The 22,733-nt window shown below is 49.9% G+C and carries 17 protein-coding genes; 12 read left to right on the top strand and 5 right to left on the bottom strand.

All coding sequences use genetic code 11. From position 1 onward, the window contains the following. Positions 1-54 precede the first annotated feature (54 nt). The 3 genes from ACN0S4_RS05960 to ACN0S4_RS05950 are packed head-to-tail and all read left to right on the top strand — an operon-like array spanning position 55 to position 3,244. Complete coding sequence (locus ACN0S4_RS05960; RefSeq protein WP_417656796.1) at positions 55-1,302, top strand: lipoprotein-releasing ABC transporter permease subunit; 1,248 nt, start codon at positions 55-57, stop codon at positions 1,300-1,302. An 8-nt stretch (positions 1,303-1,310) separates the two neighbouring features. Then, positions 1,311-2,018 (top strand): lipoprotein-releasing ABC transporter ATP-binding protein LolD, encoded by a 708-nt coding sequence (lolD, locus tag ACN0S4_RS05955; protein WP_417656795.1) that lies wholly within the window; start codon positions 1,311-1,313, stop codon positions 2,016-2,018. Beyond that, on the top strand, positions 2,018-3,244 hold the full coding sequence (locus ACN0S4_RS05950) for a lipoprotein-releasing ABC transporter permease subunit (protein WP_417656794.1): 1,227 nt from the start codon (positions 2,018-2,020) through the stop codon (positions 3,242-3,244). Before lolD ends, ACN0S4_RS05950 begins: the two co-directional genes overlap by 1 nt. Here ACN0S4_RS05950 and ACN0S4_RS05945 read toward each other — a convergent pair. After that, the gene (locus tag ACN0S4_RS05945) at positions 3,229-3,798 is read right to left on the bottom strand and encodes a DUF2062 domain-containing protein (protein WP_417656793.1); all 570 of its coding nucleotides are present in this window, start codon (positions 3,796-3,798) and stop codon (positions 3,229-3,231) included. The two genes, ACN0S4_RS05950 and ACN0S4_RS05945, sit on opposite strands and share 16 nt — an antisense overlap. Positions 3,799-3,837: 39 nt before the next feature. On the opposite strand from ACN0S4_RS05945, the gene ACN0S4_RS05940 reads away from it, so the two are divergent. Genes ACN0S4_RS05940 through kdsB form a run of 5 tightly spaced genes read left to right on the top strand, consistent with a single transcriptional unit; the run spans position 3,838 to position 9,969 of the window. Further along, positions 3,838-6,174 (top strand): DNA internalization-related competence protein ComEC/Rec2, encoded by a 2,337-nt coding sequence (locus ACN0S4_RS05940; RefSeq protein ID WP_417656792.1) that lies wholly within the window; start codon positions 3,838-3,840, stop codon positions 6,172-6,174. Between the two features lie 60 nt (positions 6,175-6,234). Next, a complete protein-coding gene (msbA, locus tag ACN0S4_RS05935) occupies positions 6,235-7,998 on the top strand; it encodes a lipid A export permease/ATP-binding protein MsbA (RefSeq protein WP_417656791.1) in 1,764 nt (587 codons plus the stop codon). Further along, positions 7,998-9,005 carry a tetraacyldisaccharide 4'-kinase gene (lpxK, locus tag ACN0S4_RS05930; protein WP_417656790.1) on the top strand — a complete coding sequence of 336 codons (1,008 nt, stop codon included), beginning with the start codon at positions 7,998-8,000 and terminating at the stop codon, positions 9,003-9,005. Before msbA ends, lpxK begins: the two co-directional genes overlap by 1 nt. Before the next feature lie 9 nt (positions 9,006-9,014). Then, positions 9,015-9,200: a Trm112 family protein gene (locus ACN0S4_RS05925; protein ID WP_417656789.1), complete on the top strand. Its 186-nt coding sequence runs from the start codon at positions 9,015-9,017 to the stop codon at positions 9,198-9,200. A gap of 16 nt (positions 9,201-9,216) precedes the next feature. Beyond that, positions 9,217-9,969: a 3-deoxy-manno-octulosonate cytidylyltransferase gene (kdsB, locus tag ACN0S4_RS05920; protein WP_417656788.1), complete on the top strand. Its 753-nt coding sequence runs from the start codon at positions 9,217-9,219 to the stop codon at positions 9,967-9,969. Here kdsB and ACN0S4_RS05915 read toward each other — a convergent pair. From ACN0S4_RS05915 to ACN0S4_RS05900, 4 genes are all read right to left on the bottom strand, one after another. Then, the gene (locus ACN0S4_RS05915; protein WP_417656787.1) at positions 9,947-13,015 is read right to left on the bottom strand and encodes an efflux RND transporter permease subunit; all 3,069 of its coding nucleotides are present in this window, start codon (positions 13,013-13,015) and stop codon (positions 9,947-9,949) included. The genes kdsB and ACN0S4_RS05915 overlap by 23 nt on opposite strands. After that, a complete protein-coding gene (locus ACN0S4_RS05910; protein WP_417656786.1) occupies positions 13,012-16,278 on the bottom strand; it encodes an efflux RND transporter permease subunit in 3,267 nt (1,088 codons plus the stop codon). The genes ACN0S4_RS05915 and ACN0S4_RS05910 overlap by 4 nt, the downstream gene beginning before the upstream one ends. Then, positions 16,275-17,363 (bottom strand): efflux RND transporter periplasmic adaptor subunit, encoded by a 1,089-nt coding sequence (locus ACN0S4_RS05905; RefSeq protein ID WP_417656785.1) that lies wholly within the window; start codon positions 17,361-17,363, stop codon positions 16,275-16,277. Before ACN0S4_RS05905 ends, ACN0S4_RS05910 begins: the two co-directional genes overlap by 4 nt. Before the next feature lie 270 nt (positions 17,364-17,633). After that, on the bottom strand, positions 17,634-18,914 hold the full coding sequence (locus ACN0S4_RS05900; protein WP_417656784.1) for a citrate synthase: 1,281 nt from the start codon (positions 18,912-18,914) through the stop codon (positions 17,634-17,636). 526 nt (positions 18,915-19,440) lie between these two features. On the opposite strand from ACN0S4_RS05900, the gene sdhC reads away from it, so the two are divergent. The 4 genes from sdhC to ACN0S4_RS05880 are packed head-to-tail and all read left to right on the top strand — an operon-like array spanning position 19,441 to position 22,667. Then, positions 19,441-19,815, top strand: a complete 375-nt coding sequence (gene sdhC / locus ACN0S4_RS05895) for a succinate dehydrogenase, cytochrome b556 subunit (RefSeq protein WP_417656783.1) — start codon at positions 19,441-19,443, stop codon at positions 19,813-19,815. Further along, entirely contained in the window at positions 19,809-20,165 is a 357-nt protein-coding gene (gene sdhD / locus ACN0S4_RS05890) for a succinate dehydrogenase, hydrophobic membrane anchor protein (protein WP_169929580.1), read from the top strand. The genes sdhC and sdhD overlap by 7 nt, the downstream gene beginning before the upstream one ends. After that, positions 20,166-21,932 carry a succinate dehydrogenase flavoprotein subunit gene (gene sdhA, locus ACN0S4_RS05885; protein ID WP_417656782.1) on the top strand — a complete coding sequence of 589 codons (1,767 nt, stop codon included), beginning with the start codon at positions 20,166-20,168 and terminating at the stop codon, positions 21,930-21,932. Between the two features lie 15 nt (positions 21,933-21,947). Next, positions 21,948-22,667, top strand: a complete 720-nt coding sequence (locus ACN0S4_RS05880) for a succinate dehydrogenase iron-sulfur subunit (RefSeq protein WP_417656781.1) — start codon at positions 21,948-21,950, stop codon at positions 22,665-22,667. Positions 22,668-22,733 lie beyond the last annotated feature (66 nt).

Genomic DNA, 22,733 nt, shown 5'->3' with positions numbered 1-22,733 from the left:
AGTGCGTGCTTTTCTTTATGCTTGCAGCGCAAGAGATTGTTCATTTGAGGTTTTATGCCACTGTTTGCTCCCACACTTCTGGCGTGGCGTTTTAGTCGTGCTCGACATGGCCAACGTTTTACACGCTTCATCAATAGGTTTGCATTAGCTGGCATTGTGGTCGGCACTGCAGCCCTTATTATTGTGGGTTCAGTCATGAACGGCTTTGAAACCGAATTGAAGCAAAGAATTTTGGGGGTTGTCCCACAACTGACGGTCAGTTCAACCGATCGTGAGCCATTATCCAATTGGCAGCAATTGCGCAGTGAACTTCCCGCAATCTCCGGTCAGCAAGCGTTGGTACCCCAGGTGTCGACCGCGGGCGTGATTCAAGCGGAGGGGCGTTTAAGACCGGTATTGCTGCAAGGTATTTTCCCCGCCGATCCCGAGAGTCAACGAGCATTATCAGCGGTTCGTCAGCATTTAGTAGTTGGCCGTTTTGAACCGACAGCGGGTGACTACGAAATTGTATTGGGACAAGCATTGGCACAGGAGCTTGATGTCTGGCCAGGTGATCGCGTTCGTTTAATTGCTGCAGGCGGTGGTGTATTTACGCCGCTCGGTTTAGTCCCTGCGCAACGCCAGTTTACGGTGATTGGAATTGTCGCCATGCAGTCTGAAGCTGATAGTCAATTGCTGCTCTTACATGGTGCCGATGTCGCGCGTTTATTGAGGATGGCAACAAGTCAGGTGACTGAGTTACGCTATTACTTTGATGACCCCTTTATGGCGCTGCCCGCACAACAACAATTGAGCCCATGGTTTGCGGAGAATCAACCCGGACTGACGTCACTGAGTTGGCGTGAGGCATACGGCGAGCTATTTGATGCGGTTGCACTTGAGAAGCGCATGGTTAGTTTAATGCTTGGCCTAATTATCGCGGTTGCGGCATTTAACATTGTGTCGGCGCTCATGATGATGATTCAAGACAAACGGGCGGATATCGCGATTTTGCAAACCATGGGTATGAGGCGGCGTGGCATTCAATGTGTGTTTTTAATGCAGGGCATCCACAATGGCGTCATCGGTAGCTTCTTCGGTTTAGTGCTGGGTCTTGCCGGAAGTTGGTGGATGAATGACATTCTCAGGATTCTTGGTATCGACATGAGTTTGGTGGGTGGTACTGGGCTACCAGTGGTGATTGAAGTAGAGCAAATAGTCTGGATTCTGACCGCGGCGTGCCTATTGAGTATCGTTGCCACGCTATACCCAGCATGGCGAGCCAGCCGTATCTTGCCTGCTCAGGCACTGCGCTATGAATAAGGAAAGTTATGACTACAACTAGTTCAGGACCGCTGCTGGAGTGTCGTCAGCTGGGACGTGTATATGCCGATGGGCAACACCAATTAGAAGTGCTCAAAGATGTGAACTTCAGCATTGCTGCTGGCGAGTTGATGGCGATTGTTGGCAGCTCAGGTTCCGGGAAAAGCACACTTTTGCATATGCTCGGTGGGTTAGATAAACCAACCAGCGGCGAGGTATTGTTTCGGAATGAGGTGATCAGCCGTTGGTCAAGCAATAGACTCGCAGATTGGCGTAATCAAGAACTCGGATTTATTTATCAGTTTCATCATTTATTGCCCGAGTTTACTGCGCTTGAGAACGTTGCCATGCCGCTCTGGATTGCAGGTAAACAGCGCACGGCAGCGCTGGAGCAGGCAGAGCAATGGCTCACCAAGGTGGGCTTGGCGACACGTCAACATCATCGTCCCAGTGAATTATCGGGTGGCGAGCGCCAACGTGTCGCTATTGCGCGAGCCCTAGTCAATAAACCGGCGATGGTACTTGCCGATGAACCGACAGGTAATCTTGATGCCACCACAGCCAACCAAGTGTTCGATCTGATGTTGCAACTGAATGCTGAACTGGATACCGCTTTTGTGATTGTGACTCACGATCAAACGTTAGCTGCGACGCTCCCCAGAACGTTGCATTTGCAGCATGGGCAACTCGTTACTGCTACTGTGGACGCTGACTGATGCGCTTAGATTGGTCAATTGCCCAGCGCTTTCGTCGATACCGTGCCAGTGGTGATGGTCCGGCACAGGGCTTTTTGAGCTTTATTTCAGCGTCTTCAACGCTGGGTATTGCGCTGGGATGTACGGTGTTTATAGCGGCGCTCAGTGTGATGAACGGATTCTCGCAACTACTAGAGAATCGTTTCCTGCAATTAATTCCGCACATCGAGATTACCGCTGTTGACGGTGAGCTTGACGATGTTCCCGCGCTCGTTGAGCAAGTTCAGGCTCATCCGCAGGTCACGACTGCGCGGCCGGTTATCAAAAGCCAAGCGATGGTGCAGCAGGGCAGTGATTTTGTCGGTATGCAGTTACAAGGTGTGGCGTTGAATCAACCGCAACCGATTGAACAATATACAGATGCTGAGAGCTGGCAACAGTTGACTCAACCACGGCAAGTGATTATCGGAAGTGGTCTTGCGGACAAGCTTGAAGTGGAGCAAGGCGATACCTTGACGTTACTGGTTGCTGAACAGAATAGTTTCCGGCAACCGCGACGCATCCAAGTGCAAGTGGCGGGTACATTTACCTTTGGTGGTCAGGTTGATCATCAAATGGCGTATACCAGCTTAGCGACAGCCCGAGAACTGGCGGGTATCGAGCAAACCGCAGCAGCGATAGAAATTTCAGTACGCGATATCTATGCCGCACAATCTGTCGCTTATGAACTTGGACAATCGATTCGTGAGCATGTGTATCTAGACCACTGGATGCGCGCGCAAGGTCATTTATATCGCGACATTCAACTGGTGCGGATAGTCATGTATATAGTGCTTTCTCTAGTGCTGGCGGTGGCTTGCTTCAATATTGTCTCGACGCTCATCATGACCGTTCAAGATAAGCAGCGACAAGTAGGCATTTTACGCACGATGGGGATGCGTGCGTCGACAGTGCAGCGATTGTTTATCTGGCATGGGCTGCTCAATGGACTATGGGGTATTGTGTTTGGAATACTGGGTGGACTGACACTAACCGCCTCACTGCCTGCTTTGTTTGCAGGTTGGCAACGCCTGACTGGAGAAAGTTTACTCGCGAGCGATGTCTATTTTGTGGCGGAGATTCCAGTCGCTTTGCAAGGGCAGGACGTACTCATTGTTACCGGGGTGGCTCTGTTAATGAGTTTATTAGCAACGCTATACCCGGCTTGGCGAGCGGCGCGTCTCGAAATTGTTCAATCGCTTGACTGATGGTCTGATTTCACTTTCGCTTTCGGGTGTGGCAAGCGTTTGCGCATACGTTTTGCGCGCTCTTGCCACGCGGCGATAACCGATTGACGCCAGAGAATTCGAATAGCGAAGTAGCCAGTAATACTGCTGACCACTCCAAAGATTAGGCAGCCTAATAAAAATGCAGGCCCGATAGTCGAGACACTAGTAGCAAGCCAGGCCCAGGACAGCTCAAAGGCAAACGGCTGGGGTGGTTGACTTAAAATCCACGCTCCCAGTTTATAGCACAGGTAAAACAACGGCGGCATGGTTATCGGGTTGGATACCCAAACCATAGCTACTGAAAGCGGTAAATTGACGCGAAATGGAATAGCGGCTGCAGCAGCTAAAAACATCTGAAATGGAACTGGAATAAACGCACAGAACAGGCCAACAGCAAAGGCTCCCGCTGCGGAACGACGATTCAGATGCCAGAGGTTTGCGTCATGCAATAAACGACCAAAGATCTTCATGCTCCGACTGCGTTTAATGCTGTCGTGGCTGGGCATGATACTTTTCATAAACTTCTTTGGCATGTCTAACCTAGTTTATTACTACGTGAAGGTACAACGTCCATGGATCGGTGGTTGTGCGCTCTATTATGCGGCTATGCCGTGGCATTTTTATTACCCTCAACACCCACGTGGGATGTTTGGTTGTGCCTGTTGGTCAGCACGCTCGTCATATTGGGAATGACGATTTGCGTCCACTCGAAATCTATCCGTGCGGTAAATTATACAGAAACTCACCCGAGACGTCTTGCTTTCGCTCTATCCTGTTTGGCGGCGGTATTGTGCGGCATAACCTGGGGGATTGGCAATGCGACTTTGGCATTAAAATACGTATTGCCTGCATCCGTAATCGGCACCACGGCAACGTTGCAACTTGATATTACTGAAATTCCGCGTATTGAAGAAGGCTATTGGCAGTTGGAAGGGACCGTGCCGACGATTGCGGGCGAGTCCATGGCGCAGCAACCTTCAGCCCGACTGAATTGGTATGACCCCGATCCACACCTCACACCACCTCGCGCCGGTGATACTTGGCTGCTAGCAGTCAAATTACGGGCGCCGCAAGGCCCCCGAAATCAGGGCGGCTTTCTCTATCATCGCTATTTAATGGCTGAGGGCATTCAAATACTCGGCACCGTGCGCCATGGGCAACAACTCCACGCGGCTGCGACGTGGCGCCAAGAATTGTATGACAAGCTCTCATCAACAGCGGGTGACTTACCCTTTTTTGGCGTTACCTTGGCCTTGGTGATGGGGCAACGGGAGCATCTGACAGATCCTCATCGAGAAGTGTTTCAGCGAACCGGCTTAGCGCACTTGATTGCCATTTCTGGTCTGCATTTAACCTTGTTGGTCGGTGCTGCGTTGTGGCTTGGGCAAACGATACGCTGGTGGCTGTCGCGCAGTCGTAGCCGTCGCGATGGAGCTAACTCATTGATTTGGGCATGGTGGTTCGCGGTGCTATTGGCGGTGATGTACGCTTGGTTGGCAGGTTTTGCGACAGCCACCTTGCGTGCGCTCGTGATGGTATTAGTTTTTGTTCTTCATCAGCGTTTTGCGCAACGGGTGTCGGCTTGGCGTGTACTGGTGAGAACTATCGCTATCGTGCTGCTGTTTGAGCCTATGGCACCCTTAAAAAGCGGCTTTTGGCTGTCGGTCTGTGCAGTCGGTATTATTCTGTGGATGCACTGGCGCTGGCTCCGGATCAACGGTTCTTGGCGAGAACTCCGTGCCCTATGGCGATTGGAGTTGGTCATTACCGCTGCTTTGTGGCCGCTTATGTTGCTGTGGTTTGGAGGCCTGCCAGTGGCTGCGCCACTGACGAATCTTCTATTGGTGCCTGTGTTTGCTGTATGGATTTTGCCGTTGGCGCTGGTCGGTTTGTGTTTTACGCTGATTGGGCTGCCAGCGGTCACTCATTTTATCTGGTGGCTAGCGGAGTGGCCGCTCCGTATTGTATGGCCATTGTTGGAGTGGCTCAGTGCTAGCTCATGGCAATGGTTGACGACCGCGGAAACGTGGCCGCTGTGGGCAGTGATAGCGGCACTATTGGCGGCCGCTTGGCCGCTTGCATGGAGATCGCGAGCAGCCATTTTCGGTTCTTTGTTCATTGCAGTTTCAATTGGACAAACCTTACGGACTTATGACTCGGATCTTATCGTTACCGTGCTTGATGTAGAGCAAGGCAGCGCCGCTGTGCTGGAACGACAAGGATATGCGTTGCTGATTGATACGGGAGCTAAATGGCCGAGTGGGGGCGATATGGCGGAACGCGTTGTCTTGCCATATCTAGCACAGCAGCGATTGAAGCCGGAATTAGCATTCATCAGTCACTCTGACCTGGATCACAGTGGTGGATTTGAAACCATTCAGAGAACCTATCCGAAGGTACGTTGGTTCGGTCGAACACCACCTGACGGTCATTTATGTATCGCTGGACAAACAGGCGAATGGCGCGGAGTGCAGTGGCGCGTGTTACACCCGAGACGGAGTTACAATAATCATCACAATAATAATTCCTGTGTCATTCAAATGACTTACCGAGATATGGTTATTCTATTTCCAGGTGATATTGAGCAAGCTGCGGAGCGTAACTTGCTGGCGCACAGCGCACCCGTGCAAGCGGATGTGCTAGTGCTGGCTCACCATGGCAGCAATAGTTCATCGGAGTCCTATTTCCTCGATCATGTTCGACCTTCCATCGCTATTGCCAGTCGTGGTCGAAATAATGCTTACGGAATGGTTGACGAACGCGTACGCAGGCGCATTCAGCAGCGCGCTCTAGCACTATTCGATACGGCACAAGGCGGACAAGTACAATTGCGAACGAATGGCTACCGGTGGAGCGTTAAGCAACCCCTAGCTGCGAAAAATGGCGGGTGGTTTGATCGGGATAACTAGCCAGTTGCCTGCAAAAACGTATAGAATAGCTGAAATTGTTTTCGGATCATGACCTTGTCAATGAACGACACTCAACTTAATCCAGAGGTGCGCGACCGCACCTTCCGCCGCTTAATGGGCTATGTAAAGCCTTACAAAGTGGCCTTTATTGTTTCCATTATCGGAATGCTCGGCTATGCCGCTGTCGATACGTTTTTCTTATCGCAGATTGAAACGCTGATTGATGATGGCTTAACTGATCGCAATGCCCAAATCATGATCTACGGTGCTATTTTTGTGCCGGTGATATTCATTGCCCGAGGTTTATTTAACTTCATCTCCAGCTATGCCTTAAATTGGGTGGGTTTCCGTGTTGTGACAACTATGCGGCAGGAACTCTTCGATCACATGATGAAGTTACCCGTATCGTTTCACGATCGACACTCCACCGGTGAGTTACTCTCAAAAATTACCTACACTACCCAGCAAGTTGCCGAAGCGAGCAGTCGCGCCGTCTCTATACTGATCAAAGAAGGCGCATTTGTATTCGGACTGCTGTGTTTGATGTTCTACCACTCTTGGCAATTATCACTGGTATTCTTGGTTATCGGGCCACTTATTGCCAAAGTCGTTGCCGTAGTATCAAAGCGTTTTCGCCGCGTATCGAGTCGCATCCAAACGGCTATGGGCAATGTCACGACACTGGCAGAGCAAATGCTCAATGGCCACAAAGTAGTCGTCATGTACGAAGGGCAGAAGCGCGAATCGAAGCGATTCGAGCACATTAACAACGTTACTCGAAATCAGAATATGAAGCTGGTGAATGCGCAGACCATCAGTACGTCGGTGATTCAATTGATTGCCTCATTCAGTTTGTCGATGGTGTTGGTGCTCGCCAGTTTCCCAGAGATGTTTGCGCAGCTTACCGCAGGTGGTTTTACCACCATACTGACTGCCATGATTATGTTGTTACGCCCGCTGAAGCAACTGACCACAGTGAATAGTGATTTTCAGCGCGGGATTGCGGCGGCACAGAGTATTTTTGAGCTACTGGATCAAAAAATCGAGCGAGATACCGGTAAGAACCGAGTGGACCGAGTTGCTGGAAATATCGAATTTCGGGATGTTTGTTTTGCTTATGACGAAGCGGATTCACCCGCTTTAGATCACGTTAGTTTCTCGGTTGCCGAAGGGAAGACACTAGCCCTGGTCGGTCGTTCTGGGAGCGGTAAATCAACTATCTCCAATTTGTTGACACGGTTTTATACCCCACAAGACGGCGTGATCTTGCTCGATGACGTCGATATTTTTGACTATAAATTGAAAAGCCTTCGGCGCCAATTTGCAGTGGTGTCGCAGCATGTGACTTTGTTCAACGATTCGATTGCGAACAACATCGCTTACGGCGCGTCTGGAAAAATTAGCCCAGAACGCATTCGTGAAGTTGCAGAACAAGCCTATGTGACCGAGTTTACCGATAATTTGCCGTTGGGTTTAGATACGATGGTTGGTGAAAACGGCGTGATGCTCTCTGGTGGTCAGCGCCAACGTATTGCCATCGCACGCGCTTTGTTGCGTGATGCCCCCATTCTTATTTTGGATGAAGCAACCTCAGCATTGGACACCGAGTCAGAACGGCACATTCAACATGCGCTGAGTCGTTTGCAGCAAAATCGCACCTCGATTGTCATCGCGCATCGGCTATCTACCATTGAAAGTGCTGATGAAATTTTGGTGCTGGAAGATGGTAAAGTTATTGAGCGCGGTAGCCACAAACAGTTACTTGAATCTCAAGGTGCGTATCATCAACTCTACCGGCTGCAATTTAGCGGCGAGGAACAGTAATGTGGTGGCAGCGCGCCTGGTATCGTTCCGGTGTGCATCCCTTACTGTGGCTGCTGTGGCCACTGCAAGTTCTGTATCGTTTTGTGGTACAACGCCGCCGCCAACGCTTCTTACAAAACCCACCTAAATCTCTCGCTGTTCCCGTTGTGATCGTCGGCAACATTACTGTGGGCGGCGCCGGTAAGACGCCAACCGTGGTTGCTTTAGTGGAATGGTTGCAAGCGCAGGGGCATCGACCTGGCGTCATTGCTCGAGGCTATGGTGGGAACGGACCATTTCCACAGGCGGTGACACCACAATCAACAGCCGCAGCAGTGGGCGATGAACCGCGTCTTATTGTGCTGCGAACGGGCGTGACTATGGTCGTTGACCCAGACCGCGTGCGCGCAGCAGCAACCTTGTTAGAGCTAGATCCACAGATATCAATTATTGTCAGTGATGACGGCCTACAACACTATGCGTTACCGCGTGATATTGAACTCGTTGTCGTGGACGGTGAGCGGTTGTTGGGGAATCAACATCAACTGCCGCTGGGTCCACTACGAGAGTCGCAGCAACGTTTGAGTGAAGTCGATTTGGTGGTGCAAAATGGTGGTGCTGAACAGGCTTTTCGGCATGGGGGGGACTCCTATTATCGCTTCGAATTAGCGCCGCTCCAGTGGCGTCGAGTGAGCGATAATGTCGAGGTTTCCGAATTACCTGCTGGCGAACGAGTCGCCATTGCCGGTATTGCCAACCCAACTCGTTTCTTCGAGACGCTCAGGGCACAGAATCAACAGATCAGTGACTACCGTGCGTTCGCGGATCATCACCCATTTACGCCTGCTGATTTTGCTGACTGGCAGCATGTAGACGCTATACTCATGACCGAAAAGGATGCGGTAAAGTGTCAATCATTCGCGCAAGAACATTGGTATTATCTGCCTGTTGAGGCGAAGTTTAGTAGCGATTTTTGGTCGGCATTTCAACAGTGTGTAGACGCGGTAGTCGCGCGTAGACAGCAGTAAGGAATTGGTATGAGTTTGGATTCAAGAACGTTGGCCTTGCTCGTTTGCCCGCAATGCAAGGGCCGTTTGGAATGGCGTGAAGAGCAACAAGAACTGATTTGTCGTGGCGAAAAGCTAGCATTTCCAGTGATTGATGACATTCCACATTTGCTGTTGTCCGCAGCACGAGAAATGTCCTCAGACGAACTTAAGTAATGGAGTACCGATTGATATGAGCTTTACGGTGATCATCCCAGCGCGTTATGCCTCAAGTCGCCTGCCTGGCAAACCTCTTGCCATGATAGGGGATAAGCCCATGATTCAGCGCGTTTACGAGCGTGCCGCAGCAGCGGGTGCCGCTGAAGTGATTGTGGCAACCGATGATCAGCGGATTGTGACCGCTGTAGAGGCATTTGGCGGCCGCGCGATGTTGACGTCGACTCATCATCAATCAGGAACCGAGCGGATTGCAGAAGTCATCGATTATTTGGCGATTGCCGATGATCACATTGTGGTGAACGTGCAGGGTGATGAACCCTTTATTCCGCCAGAGATTATTCGCCAAGTTGCCGATAACCTAGCAAATCAAAAGCAAGCACAAATGGCCACGTTGGCAGTGCCGATTCATTCCCTAGAAGAAGTGTTGAGCCCGCACGCCGTGAAAGTGGTGACGGACGTGAATGGCTATGCACTGTATTTCAGTCGCGCTCCGATTCCCTATGAGCGTGATGGATTAAGTCAGAACAAGCTAGCCGCACTTGCCGATTACCGTCGTCATATTGGTATTTATGCGTATCGAGCCGGTTTTGTCTGGCGCTATATTGAGTGGGATCCAAGCCCACTGGAACAAATTGAGTCACTTGAGCAGTTGCGGGTGCTTTGGTACGGCGAACGTATTCATGTTGCTGAGGCCATTGCAACGCCGCCGGCGGGTATAGATACACCCGCCGACTTAGTGCGTGCTAACCAGCAATTACTCGACTAACTTTCTGACCCGCTTTGAGTCGTAAGCGACGGCAGCGAGCGCGAATGCTGAGTAACCGAACATACGCGTAAGGCACCAAGTAGAGGCTGGTGATGGTTGAAAACACCAAACCGCCAATAATGGAAATAGCCATAGGCGCGTAGGGTGGTCCGTCACCACCAATTTGGGTGGTGCCGAACGCCAACGGAACCAAGCCGAGAACAGTGGTGGCTACGGTCATTAATATCGGTCGTAAGCGACTCACACTGCCGTCAATAACTGCTCGTTCCAGACTCTGTCCTTGCGCTAACAACTGATTGATCCTATCGACGAGAACAATACCGTTGTTTACGACAATTCCCATCAAGATCAGAATGCCAATCATCGCCATCACATCAATGGACTGTCCGGTGATATACAATGCCCAAAATACACCGACAATCGAGAATAATAGCGACGTAATCACCGCTGTTGGGAGCAAAATCGACTCAAATAAAGCTGCCATGACAATATAAATCATCGCCACTGCTAACAACGTATTGACCAGCATGACGTTCTCAGCTTCCTGTTGGCGTTGGAAGCTGCCATCCAGTGACCAAGCGTAGCCTTGCGGCAATGCCAGTTGATTCAGTACCTGAGTAACTTGGGTACGTGCTTCGCTGGTGGTGATATCCACTAAGTTCGCCTCAATATTCAATGAGGTTCGCCGATCAATTCGACGAATTTCACCAAGGCGTGGCTGCTTCTCGATAGTGGCAACAGCCGCGAGCGGTATGACTCGTCCATCTATTTGAGCAATGGGTAAGTTCTCAAGTGCTGTTAGCGAGGTTTCCAATTCTTTATCGAATGCGACGCGCAGCGGCACTTCACCATTAGGATCGCCACGGAAAGAACGTAGCCGCTGTCCACGCAAGGCCGTCGCAACCGAGCGTGCAGCGTCTTCGGAGCTCAAACCAAGGCGGTGCACACGTTCACGGTCGATTCGGATCAAGAGTTCGAATTGACCCGCATCCATCTCGGTTTGCACATCGGTAAAACCTTCAATGCCGGCAATGCGTGGCACGATATCTGTTGCTAACTGCTGCAGTACGTCAGTAGAGTTGCCAGACAGCGTGATACGGACCTGATCGCCACCACCGCCGCCGAAGCCGAATTGTGGCTGACTACGCAACATTTTGGGGAAATCAGAGCGGATCTTTTCCATAAGGTCCGCCAATTTACCCTCGCGCTCGGGTTTTAGGAGGACCGTCGAGATCGCATAGTTGGGCGTGTAGTAGCTGTACACGGCGTCAATATCAAAGGCTTCCTGATTGCGATACAGATAGTCTTCCATAATCGATACTTCGTTCTCAACTTCGGCCAAGCTGTACTGCGTATGCAACCGATAATTGATAAAGATTCGATCATTAAATCCTTGTGGTGCGGAATCACCACTCACACCGGCGAATGGCAATGCGATACTGAGCAACAACAGAACCGCAAAGAAGCCTGTCCATCGCGGATGCCGCCACGTCCAATTCAGTGAACGTTCATATCTAGACGGCGTTGTCGGTGTTACGGCTGATTTCGCTTTGCTACCCATATGCTTGGCAAGTCGGCTAGTGAGCAATGGAATCAGTGTTTGTGCAATCAACAACGAGGCCAACAGCGAGAGACAAATGGCAATCGCGGTGTGCTCGAGGAATATCGTCACATCAATTTTCTTACCAAAAATATTCGGTAAAAACACGATAGCGGTGGTTAACGTTCCAGCAACAACGGCTAGAGAAACACTTCCCACACCTTTAATAGTAGCCTCTTCGCCCTCGGCGCCTTGCTCACGTTCGTATTGAATACTTTCAGTGATTACCACCGCGTTATCGACCAGCATCCCTATGGCTAACATCAATCCCATGAGGGACAGCACATTGAGCGAGTACCCTAAGAAATACATGCCACCCAATGCCACGAACATCGCAATCGGCACCGATAGCACCACAATGAGCGTCGTGACTAAATTGCGTAAGAAGATAAAGAGGACGATAAATGAGAGAGCAGCGCCCACCAAGCCGGCGTTGACGAGGTCACTTAATGACGTGGTGACGCCGTCTGCGGTGTCGTCCATGACATACAAGTTGATACCATCGAATTGCGGATCGTCACGAATCTCCTCGATCACGTTCATGACTCGTTGCGACACGTCGACCAAATTCGCACTCGAATCTTTGAAGACTTCCATTCCTATCGCGTAGCGTTGATCGAGGTGCCGGCCGTCTTGGCGACGCGGCATTTCACGCCCAACTTCAGCGATATCTCCGAGTTTTAAGCCTGGCTTTATCGGAAACTGTTCAATCTCATATTCGCTCTGGAATTCGCCTACCGGATTAACCAAAATACGCTCATTGGCATTCTCAATGTAACCTGCGGTGAGCGAGAAATTGGCGCGTTGCAACAAGCGCGTGATTTCCGCAACCGACAAGTTGTGGCTGAGTAAGCGAGCTTGATCTAAACGGATGACAATCTGTTGCGGTTGCACCCCATAGAGCGTAACTCGTGACACGCCGTCCACGCGTTCAATGGGACGGCGCAGACTGCGATCGAGCAAATCATAGGCATTCGACAGGTCACGCTGACTGGAAATTCGGAGCTGAAAGACTGGCATATCTTCAGTATTAAACTGGAGTACCTGCAGTCGCTCCATATCATCAGGGAGTAGATGTTTGACGGCATCGACTTTTTCTCGTGCTTCAATACTGATGGCATTGATATCAACGCCCCAAGCAAATTGTAAAAATACCTGACCACCCTCTGAACTGGAGGAACTGCGCAAGCGCTCCACATTACTGAGTGTCGCCAGTGCCTCTTCCAGTGGTCGCGTGACTAAGCGCTCGACCTCAGCGGGAGTCGAATTGGGGTAGGGTGCAATGACGACAATTTCTGGTATTTCGATGCCTGGGAATTTTTCAAGTGGCAATAATCGCGAACTTATCGCGCCCAGCAGCACCAGAGATACGAAGATCATGCAGGTGGTGACAGGGCGCCGGAGCGCCCAACGAGCCAGAGCGGAACCTATCTCAGCGGCGTTCATGCTGGCTTCTCCTCAGTTTTCACCTGTTTACGGTCAACGAGCAAATACAAACAGGGAATGAAGAGTAAGGTCAATAAGGTCGAGAAGACCAAGCCGGCGATAACGCTAATCGCCATAGGCGCACGAATTTCTGCACCTTCACCGAGTCCAAGAGCCAACGGCAACAGCCCCAGCACCGTCGTCAGCATGGTCATGAGAATCGGCCGCAGGCGGTTTTGAGCCGCCGTGAATACTGCGTCAAATCGATCTAAACCTTCAGCCCGCAATTGATTGATTCGATCGACCAAGACAATGGCATTATTCACCACGATACCAGCCAACATAATTAAACCGATGAACACGATAATGCTCAGCTCGGTGCCGAGTAACCAAAGCCCCAACACCGAGCCAGCGCCCGCCAAAGGAACGGTGAATAAGATAAAGAGTGGGTGCAACAGGGACTCAAATTGCGAGGCCATCACTAAATAGACCAAGAATACCGCCAATATGAGCGCAAACTGCAATGACTGGAATGACGCCTGCATTTCTTCATTTTGACCGGCGACGTGCGCCGTAATCGTCAGTGGTAGCGTCGTATTGTTCAGCACTTGCTGCGCTTCTGCGACGGCAGCGCCGAGGTCGCCATAGGTGAAGTTGGCTTCCACCAGTGCGGTACGTTGTTGGTCAACCCGGGTGATTTCGCTTGGCCCCACAATCGGCGTGACAGTGGCTACCGCGGTAAGTGGGATTTCACGTTCAGCACCCGGGTTGATGATCAGCTGCTCCAAATCACGAATCGAATCACGGTCCACTTCTTGACTACGGACGAGGATATCGATTTTGCGATCGGCCAGACTAAATTGAGTGGCAACACGCCCACCGATTTTGGTTGCTAGCAGTTCAGCAACATCGGCACTAGTGAGTCCATACTGAGCCAAGCGAGCGTGGTCAAAGAAGACCGCCAGCTCGGGTTGACCATCAGTCATGTTGACACGGATATCAGTAAAGCGGTCTATAGCACCGAGTTCAGTGGTTAATAGCTCCGCAGATTGTTGAAGCAATGCTAGGTCGTAGCCAGTGATTTCAATGGTGATTGGGCTACTAAAGTTAAATAGTTCAGGACGTCCAAATTTCACCATGACACCCGGTTGTTGCGCAGCATACTGACGTAATGCTTCACGCACGTATACTTCTTCAGAGTCCGCTAAGCCGCCATGCATCACCACATTGAATCGGCCCCATTGGTTACCACTTTGACCCGGTGCTGCATTGAGTAGACTACCGGTTCCAGCCACGCTGTAATAACGTGCGACAGCTGCCGTAGCTCGCTCATCGGTTGCGACTACAGTGCCAAGACCCGCGAGGACTGCATCCGTTTCAGTAATGGTAGCGCCTGGTTGGAGTTCCACTTCTACGTAGAATTCACCCTGGGCCATATCGGGTAGTAGTGCCACAGGCAACTGCGGCAGTAGGGCATAACATGCCAAGGCGACCAAAATGATTGATGCCAGTGTTAGCTTCGCCTGCTTCAGTGCAGTGCTGAGAAGTCTCTCGTAGCCGCCCGATAAGCGTTGATAAAGCCAGTTGAAGCCAACTAACACTGGTGTAGTAATAATTAGGAAGCTACGACTCAACAGGCGCCAAACAAGTGTCACCAGCATGGTGATAGCGAGTGGAATATAGTGGAACAGAATCCGCAATGGCCACATGAGTACATTACCGACTTTTTGCCAGCGCGTTAGCGGCTGATTTGAATCGTTCGATGCACTGATTTCCGCCGCCGGTTCACTTTGCTTTTTAGAGCCTTTCGTAGACAGCATCGGGATTAAAGTCAGAGCAACTAAGAGTGAAGCCGCGAGCGAAAATGTTACAGTCAGTGCTTGATCGCGGAAGAGTTGTCCGGCAATACCCTCAACAAAAACTAAGGGGAAAAACACGGCCATGGTAGTTAATGTCGACGCGGTGATTGCCCCAGCAACTTCTTTGGTGCCAGTTTCCGCCGCTTGCTCTGGATTATCGGTTTCAGCGCGGCGGGCAATATTTTCGAGTACCACAATGGCATTATCGACGAGCATACCCACGGCCAATGCAATGCCGCCGAGCGACATCATATTCAATGAAACTTGGTAGCCATGCATCAAGTTGAAAGTGGCAATAATGGACACTGGAATTGCAATCGAAATGATGACTGTCGGCCACACGCGCTGCAAAAACAGATAGATAATCACCATCGCCAACAAACCACCCATAATGGCGGCATCGCGAACTTCGGCTATTGCGGCAGAGATAAAGACAGCTTGATCGTAAATAGGTTTTACGGTGTATTCGCTCGGAATGAGTTTGGCATTTTGTAGTTGGGTCAAGTTCGACTGAATCGCTTTGGAGACTGCGACTGTATTGGCGTCACCTTCTTTGTAGAGAGAGACCTCAACCGCTTCCAAACCACCCACTCGTGATATCGAATCACGCTCTTTGTAGCTGTTGTTCACTTCAGCAATGTCGCGCAACAGAATCGACTGACCGTCACGTGTGGCGATATAGATATTGCGAATATCATCCAAATCTTCAAATTGATTCAGCGTGCGAACCAAATACTCGGCGCGTTCTGATTCAAGACGGCCACCCGAAAGATTGATATTTTCACTACGCAGACGCTCCATGATCAACGTCATCGGAATCTGTAATTGACTCGTCCGCTGTTCGTTCACCAGAACTTGGATTTCATCTTCTAAACCACCACCGAGGCGGACTGAAGCCACACCTTCAACCGCTTCCAGCTGTCGTTTGAGGTCTTCTTCTGCAAAAGTACGCAGGCGCTTTAAGGTGCTAATAGACGCCCCATCAGTGCCTTCGGTAAGACCCAGAGCTAATCGGTAGACAGGCTCCTCGGCTGGGTTAAAACGCAGCAGCACTGGCTTCTCGAGATCCAATGGCAATTCCACCAGATCAATCTTTTCACGGACATCAAGACTGGCCATGTCCATGTCGGTGCCCCAAGCAAATTCGAGCACAACGTCACTTTGTCCGGCACGAGAAATGGTCTCGATGCGACGGATCCCTTTGACGGTACCCAGGTTCTCTTCAAGCGGTTTACTGACTAATTGTTCAACTTCACTAGGTGCGCCGCCCGGATAATCGGTGCGCACTGTCAGTGTTGGATAAGCTAAATCGGGGAGTAGCGTCACTGGAATACGACCCAGTGAAACCATTCCGAACAGAAGTATCGCGAAGGTGACCATAGTGATGGTCACCGGACGTTTCACAGCTAAGGTGACAATACTCATGATTGTTGCTCACGACGGATGACCTCGACCAGAGCAGCATCTTTCAAATTCGATTGCCCATTCACAACAATTTCATCACCGGCTTTTAAACCTTCCATAATTTCAATGTGTGTTTCGTCTTCAAAGCCGATTTTGACGTCGATTTTGTGTGCAACACCTTCAGCATCGACCGTAAAAATAGTGTGCTGATTATCCAAGCTTTGCAGGGCATAGCGGGGTACAGTGACGGTCTGCTCGCGTGTTGCATAGTTCAAGTTGACGTTCGCAAACATACCCGCCTTCAAACTCAATTCTGGGTTGGCGACGTTTAACACAACCTTGAAGGTGCCCGATTGCGTGTCGATCATCGGACTGATACGTTCGACCGTTGCTGGGATCACTTCATTCGGCAGTGCACTGACACGCAATTGCGCCGTTTGCCCAACCTTGACGTGACGGAGCTCACGTTCAGGTAAATAGACATTACCCTGCAGCGAATCCAGCGCGATAATGTGGAATAACTTCTGCGGTTCGTACTGTTTGACTAAATTGCCGGTTTTTACATAGCGTTTGGCAATATAACCACTAATTGGCGCGCGAATATCAGTTTCGGCAAGGTTCAATGCTGCCATATCGTAGCGGGCTTGCATCAAATCGGCTGAGAAGCGCAATTTTTCATATGAGTCTTGGCTGATCATGTTTTGTTCGGCCATTTCTTTCATACGGCTGAGTTCTTGTTGAATACTGTTCAGTTCGGCGCGAGCTTGTGCAGCTTGTATTTGGTATTCCTCATCACGAATGCGTGCCAATACCTGACCTTTTTGGACATAGTCGCCTTCTTCGACCAATAATTCTTCAACCAGTCCATTTGCCTTGCTCACGACATCGGTTTCCTCACGTGCCTCGAGAGTGGCGGTCGTGCGGAAGCTGGAAGTGATGGCGCTCAATTCAACCTGTTGCGTGGCAACTGGGATACGTGCGGCAACTTCGGTTTCAGGTTCAGGGTTTTGCGCGCCGGCATTGCCACAACCGCTTAATCCGAAGCTCACAACAAGCAAAGTGGCCATGAGGCTAGTACGAATTGGGAAACGAGTATTGGTGTTCATTTTAGTTAGTCCCGTCAAACAAAAATCAGTTAAATGGTTAAAGTACCCAAGCTTTTGGTATCTATGGCTATGCAGGTACTGTGCCAACTTTACATAGTCATCTCAGTGTTCAGTCGCTAGCGCTTGTCTGCTGAGGGATTGCGATTGATTTAGGATATTGAGTGGTGAGTTGATGGTGCGTAGTTTAGTGTGGAAATGAATAAAAAAAAGCACCTCGAGAGGTGCTTTTTGGTAACAGTTAGTGAATTTGACCAACTGGCAGTTTTGTCATTAGCGCTTCAACGGTTTAAATTCGCGTTGTTCAGCGCCAGTGTAGAGTTGACGTGGACGTCCAATCTTCTGGTTCGACTCACTCATCATTTCATGCCAATGCGAAATCCAGCCCACAGTCCGCGACAGCGCAAAAATGACTGTAAACATGTTGGTTGGAATACCGATAGCTTTCAAAATGATACCTGAATAGAAATCAACATTCGGATAGAGCTTCTTCTCAACGAAGTATGGATCTTCCAGAGCAATCCGTTCGAGTTCCATGGCTACATCTAACAACGGATCTTGAATATTAAGCTCTTTCAGTACTTCATGAGCGCTCTCGCGCATGACGGTCGCGCGCGGGTCAAAGTTTTTGTAAACACGGTGACCAAAGCCCATCAAGCGGAATGGATCGTTTTTGTCTTTTGCTTTCTCTACATAACGTGGAATGTTATCGACCGAGCCAATTTCCTTCAGCATGCGCAAGCAGGCTTCGTTGGCACCGCCGTGGGCAGGTCCCCATAATGAAGCGACACCAGCGGCGATACATGCATATGGATTCGCACCCGACGAACCGGCTAAACGCACGGTTGAGGTTGATGCATTTTGCTCGTGATCCGCATGTAAAGTGAAGATCCGGTCCATTGCTTTCGCGATAGTTGGGCTGATCTTGTAATCTTCTGCTGGAACCGAGAACATCATGTTCAAGAAATTCTCAGAGTAAGACAGGTCATTGCGTGGATAGACAAACGGCTGACCAATACTGAATTTGTAGGCCATCGCAGCAATGGTTGGCATTTTCGCAATCAGACGATAAGCGCTACGCAAGCGTTGCTTTGGGTCATGAATGTCTAAGTCATCGTGATAAAACGACGACAACGCACCGGTTACAGCACACAACATCGCCATTGGGTGGGCGTCACGACGGAAGCCATTAAAAAAGTTGTGTAACCCTTGATGGACCATCGTATGTTTGGTGATAGTTTGCTTAAACTTCGCGTATTCATCTTCAGTTGGAGCTTCACCGTGGAGCAGCATGTAACATACTTCGAGATAATCTGCTTGAGTAGCAAGCTGATCAATAGGGTATCCGCGATGCAGAAGAATGCCTTGCTCACCATCAATATAGGTGATTTTTGATTCGCACGAACCCGTTGCTAAAAAGCCTGGGTCGAATGTGAAGTACCCATGTTTACCTAAAGTACGCACGTCAATTACATCATAGCCGGCTGTACCAGTAAGCACTGGTAATTCAATGGATTGGCCGTCAATCTGCAGGGTGGCTTTACGATCAGCCATAAGGAAATCTCCTTGTTTGAGTCTGCTTCATCACTAAAAAAGGACGCTAGTTTTACTCGATCTTAACCCCGTTTGTCAATTCAAACGAGTGTTTGAACCAAAACCGAGAGGTAGCTTTCGAGTGAATAATCACAGCGGTGAACAGGGCATTATTACGCCGAATTGTGACGCTTGGATTACAGGCGTTGGCTGGTTATACGCTGATTCGTCCCAGAAAGAAATCAGACTAAGGTAGGATTCAAACTTATCTCACGTCTCATGGATAATAAACTATACACAATGACGGCCAAATCTCGCGAAACTTGAACGTTGAGCTCAGCTCTAGTCCAGCTATGGACCAGCCTAGGCACTGGCTTTACGTTAGGTAATCTTTTTCTTTGCTTTTTTCGTAATTGAAGGCGTTGGAGAATTGTAATTCAAGGCCATGGCTTATATACTTTGGCGGCGATCTCACAGGGTCCTCCAACGAGAGGATGTTTGAAGTTCCGAGCATGTTAAAAATGCTTTTCTGAAAGGCACAACAATCGTGAAAAAACAAAGACCTGTAAATTTAGACCTTACTACAATTAGTTTCCCGGCAGCAGCCATTAGTTCCATTTTACATCGTATTTCTGGCGTGATCATGTTGGTCGCGATCGGTTTGTTGGTGTGGGCGCTTGCCGTATCGTTACAGTCCGCAAACGACTTTGCCGTAGTGCAAGGTTTGTTTACTGGCTGGTTCGCCAAATTCATTGCATGGGGCATTCTCACTGCATTGAGCTACCACCTGTTGGCGGGTGTCCGTCACATGGTCATGGACCTCGGCTATTGGGAAGAAATCAAATCAGGCGGCCTCAGCGCTAAGCTTGTATTTGTTCTGACAGTTGTCCTCTCAGCATTAGCAGGAGTCTGGTTATGGTAAAGGTAGCTTCAACATTTGGGCGTAGCGGTACCCACGATTACATCCTCATTCGGGCGTCTGCCATTATCATGGCTTTGTACGCTATTTTTCTGATGAGCTTCTTTGTTACAGCGGAGCCATTAACCTATGCTGCTTGGACGAACTTGTTTGCCAGCTTAGGTATGAAGATATTCACGATGCTCGCACTGACCTCAGTGTTGATTCATGGTTGGATTGGTATCTGGCAGGTACTCACTGACTATGTCAAACACTCAGGCTTACGGGCGTTCATTCAATTCGTTGTCTGTGTTGCACTGATGGCTTACTGGCTTGCCGGTTTGTTGGTCGTGTGGCCAGTGGAGGGTGTGTAAGTGAGTTATCAAACACTCGAATTTGACGCTGTAGTCATCGGCGCTGGCGGCGCGGGTATGCGCGCTGCATTACAAATTTCTCAAGCAGGCATGACCTGTGCTTTGATGTCGAAAGTATTCCCGACACGCTCGCACACAGTGTCTGCTCAAGGTGGTATTACTGTTGCTTTAGGTAATGCGCACGAAGATAACTGGGAATGGCACATGTTCGATACCGTGAAAGGTTCCGATTACATCGGTGACCAAGACGCAATCGAGTATATGTGTAAAACCGGCCCCGAAGCGATTTTGGAAATGGAGAACTTAGGTTTGCCTTTCTCACGCTTCGAAAACGGTAAAGTGTATCAACGTCCTTTCGGCGGCCAGTCAAAAGCATTCGGTGGCGAGCAAGCAGCGCGTACTGCGGCGGCAGCTGACCGGACTGGACACGCACTGCTGCACTTGTTGTATCAACAAAACGTGAAGAACAAAACGACTGTCTTTTCGGAGTGGTTCGCACTTGATTTGGTGAAAAATCAAGATGGCGCTGTTGTCGGCACAACTGCTTTGAATATCGAAACGGGCGAAGTCTTTTTTATCAAAGCCAAAGCAGTGATTTTGGCGACTGGTGGTGCAGGCCGGATTTATGCCTCAACCACGAATGCCCACATTAACACCGGCGATGGCGTTGGCATGGCTCTGCGTGCAGGTGTGCCAGTTCAAGATATGGAAATGTGGCAGTTCCACCCCACAGGTATTGCCGGAGCCGGCTCGCTGGTGACGGAAGGTTGCCGTGGTGAGGGTGGTTACCTGCTGAATAAAGATGGCGAGCGCTTCATGGAGCGTTACGCGCCAAACGCCAAAGACTTAGCGGGACGTGACGTTGTTGCTCGGGCAATGATGACCGAAATCCGTGAAGGCCGTGGTTGTGAAGGCCCATGGGGTACTCACATTAAACTGAAGCTCGATCATTTGGGTCGTGATGTTTTGGAAAGTCGCTTACCGGGTGTGTGTGACCTTGCGAAAACGTTTGCCCACGTTGATCCAGCAGAAGAGCCGATTCCAGTTATCCCAACCTGTCACTACATGATGGGTGGTATTCCTACGAATGTGAACGGGCAAGCATTACAAGTCGATGCCGACGGTAAAGCAACGCCAATTCCAGGTTTGTTCGCGTGTGGTGAAATTGCTTGTGTGTCTGTGCATGGTGCTAACCGACTCGGTGGCAACTCGTTACTTGACTTGGTTGTCTTTGGCCGTGCGACTGGTCTGCATTTGGGCGAGTCACTCGCTGCGAATACCGAAGCGCGTGAAGCCACTAACGATGATGTTGAAGCAGCGTTAGCGCGTCTGAATCGTTGGGAAAACAACCAAGACGGTGAAGATCCAGCGCAAATTAAGAAAGACCTGCAAAAATGCATGCAATTGAACTTCTCGGTATTCCGTGAAGGAGACGCTATGGCAGAGGGCTTGAAAGAGCTCAAGGCAATTCGAGAGCGTCTACAAAACGCACGCTTGGATGACACCAGTAAAGAATTCAACACGCAACGTATCGAGTGTTTAGAGCTCGATAACTTGATGGAAACTGCTTATTCAACTGCGGTTGCTGCAAACTTCCGTACCGAAAGCCGTGGCGCGCACAGTCGTGCTGACTTCCCAGACCGGGATGACGAGAAATGGTTAGTGCATACCGTTTACCGTCCAGGCGATGAGTCAATGACCACTCGTGAAGTGAATATGCAGCCGAAGTTGCGTGAAGCATTCCCGCCGAAAGCGCGGACTTACTAAGATTAGGTGAAAACGATGAAGACGTTGAAAATTTCAGTTTATCGTTACAACCCGGATGTTGATAACGCACCCTACATGAAAGATTACACGCTGGAAGTGGAAGAAGGGCGTGACATGATGGTGCTGGATGTCTTGCTGAAGTTAAAAGAGCAAGATCCGACTTTAGCATTCCGTCGCTCATGCCGTGAAGGTGTGTGTGGTTCTGACGGTTTGAATATGAACGGCAAAAATGGTTTGGCATGTATCACACCGTTGTCAGCTCTGAATGGTGGCAGCAAGAAAGTTGTGGTTCGGCCGTTACCGGGCTTACCCGTTATCCGTGACTTGATTGTAGATATGAGTCAATTCTACAAGCAGTACGAAAAAATTAAGCCTTATCTCATTAATGACGACAAGACACCACCAGCACGTGAGCGTCTGCAATCTCCTGAAGAGCGTGCGAAGCTCGACGGTTTGTATGAGTGTATTCTGTGTGCGTGCTGTTCGACGTCGTGTCCATCATTTTGGTGGAATCCAGACAAGTTCGTCGGTCCTGCCGGTCTCTTACACGCCTATCGCTTCTTGATTGATAGCCGTGATACAGCCACTGAGCAGCGCCTCGACGACCTTGATGATGCATTCAGTGTGTTCCGTTGTCACGGCATCATGAACTGTGTAAACGTGTGCCCGAAAGGATTGAATCCGACGAAGGCTATTGGACACATCAAATCCATGCTATTGAATCGCGCCATTTAATCATTTGGCGATGATTTGCTATAGTAATGGGCGTGCTGTATCGAAATAGCCATCCAGCCCGGATGG

The sequence above is a fragment of the Pseudidiomarina aestuarii genome (assembly GCF_048263735.1).
In the GTDB taxonomy this organism is placed as follows: domain Bacteria; phylum Pseudomonadota; class Gammaproteobacteria; order Enterobacterales; family Alteromonadaceae; genus Pseudidiomarina; species Pseudidiomarina aestuarii_B.
This window is presented reverse-complemented; position numbering and strand designations above follow the sequence as displayed.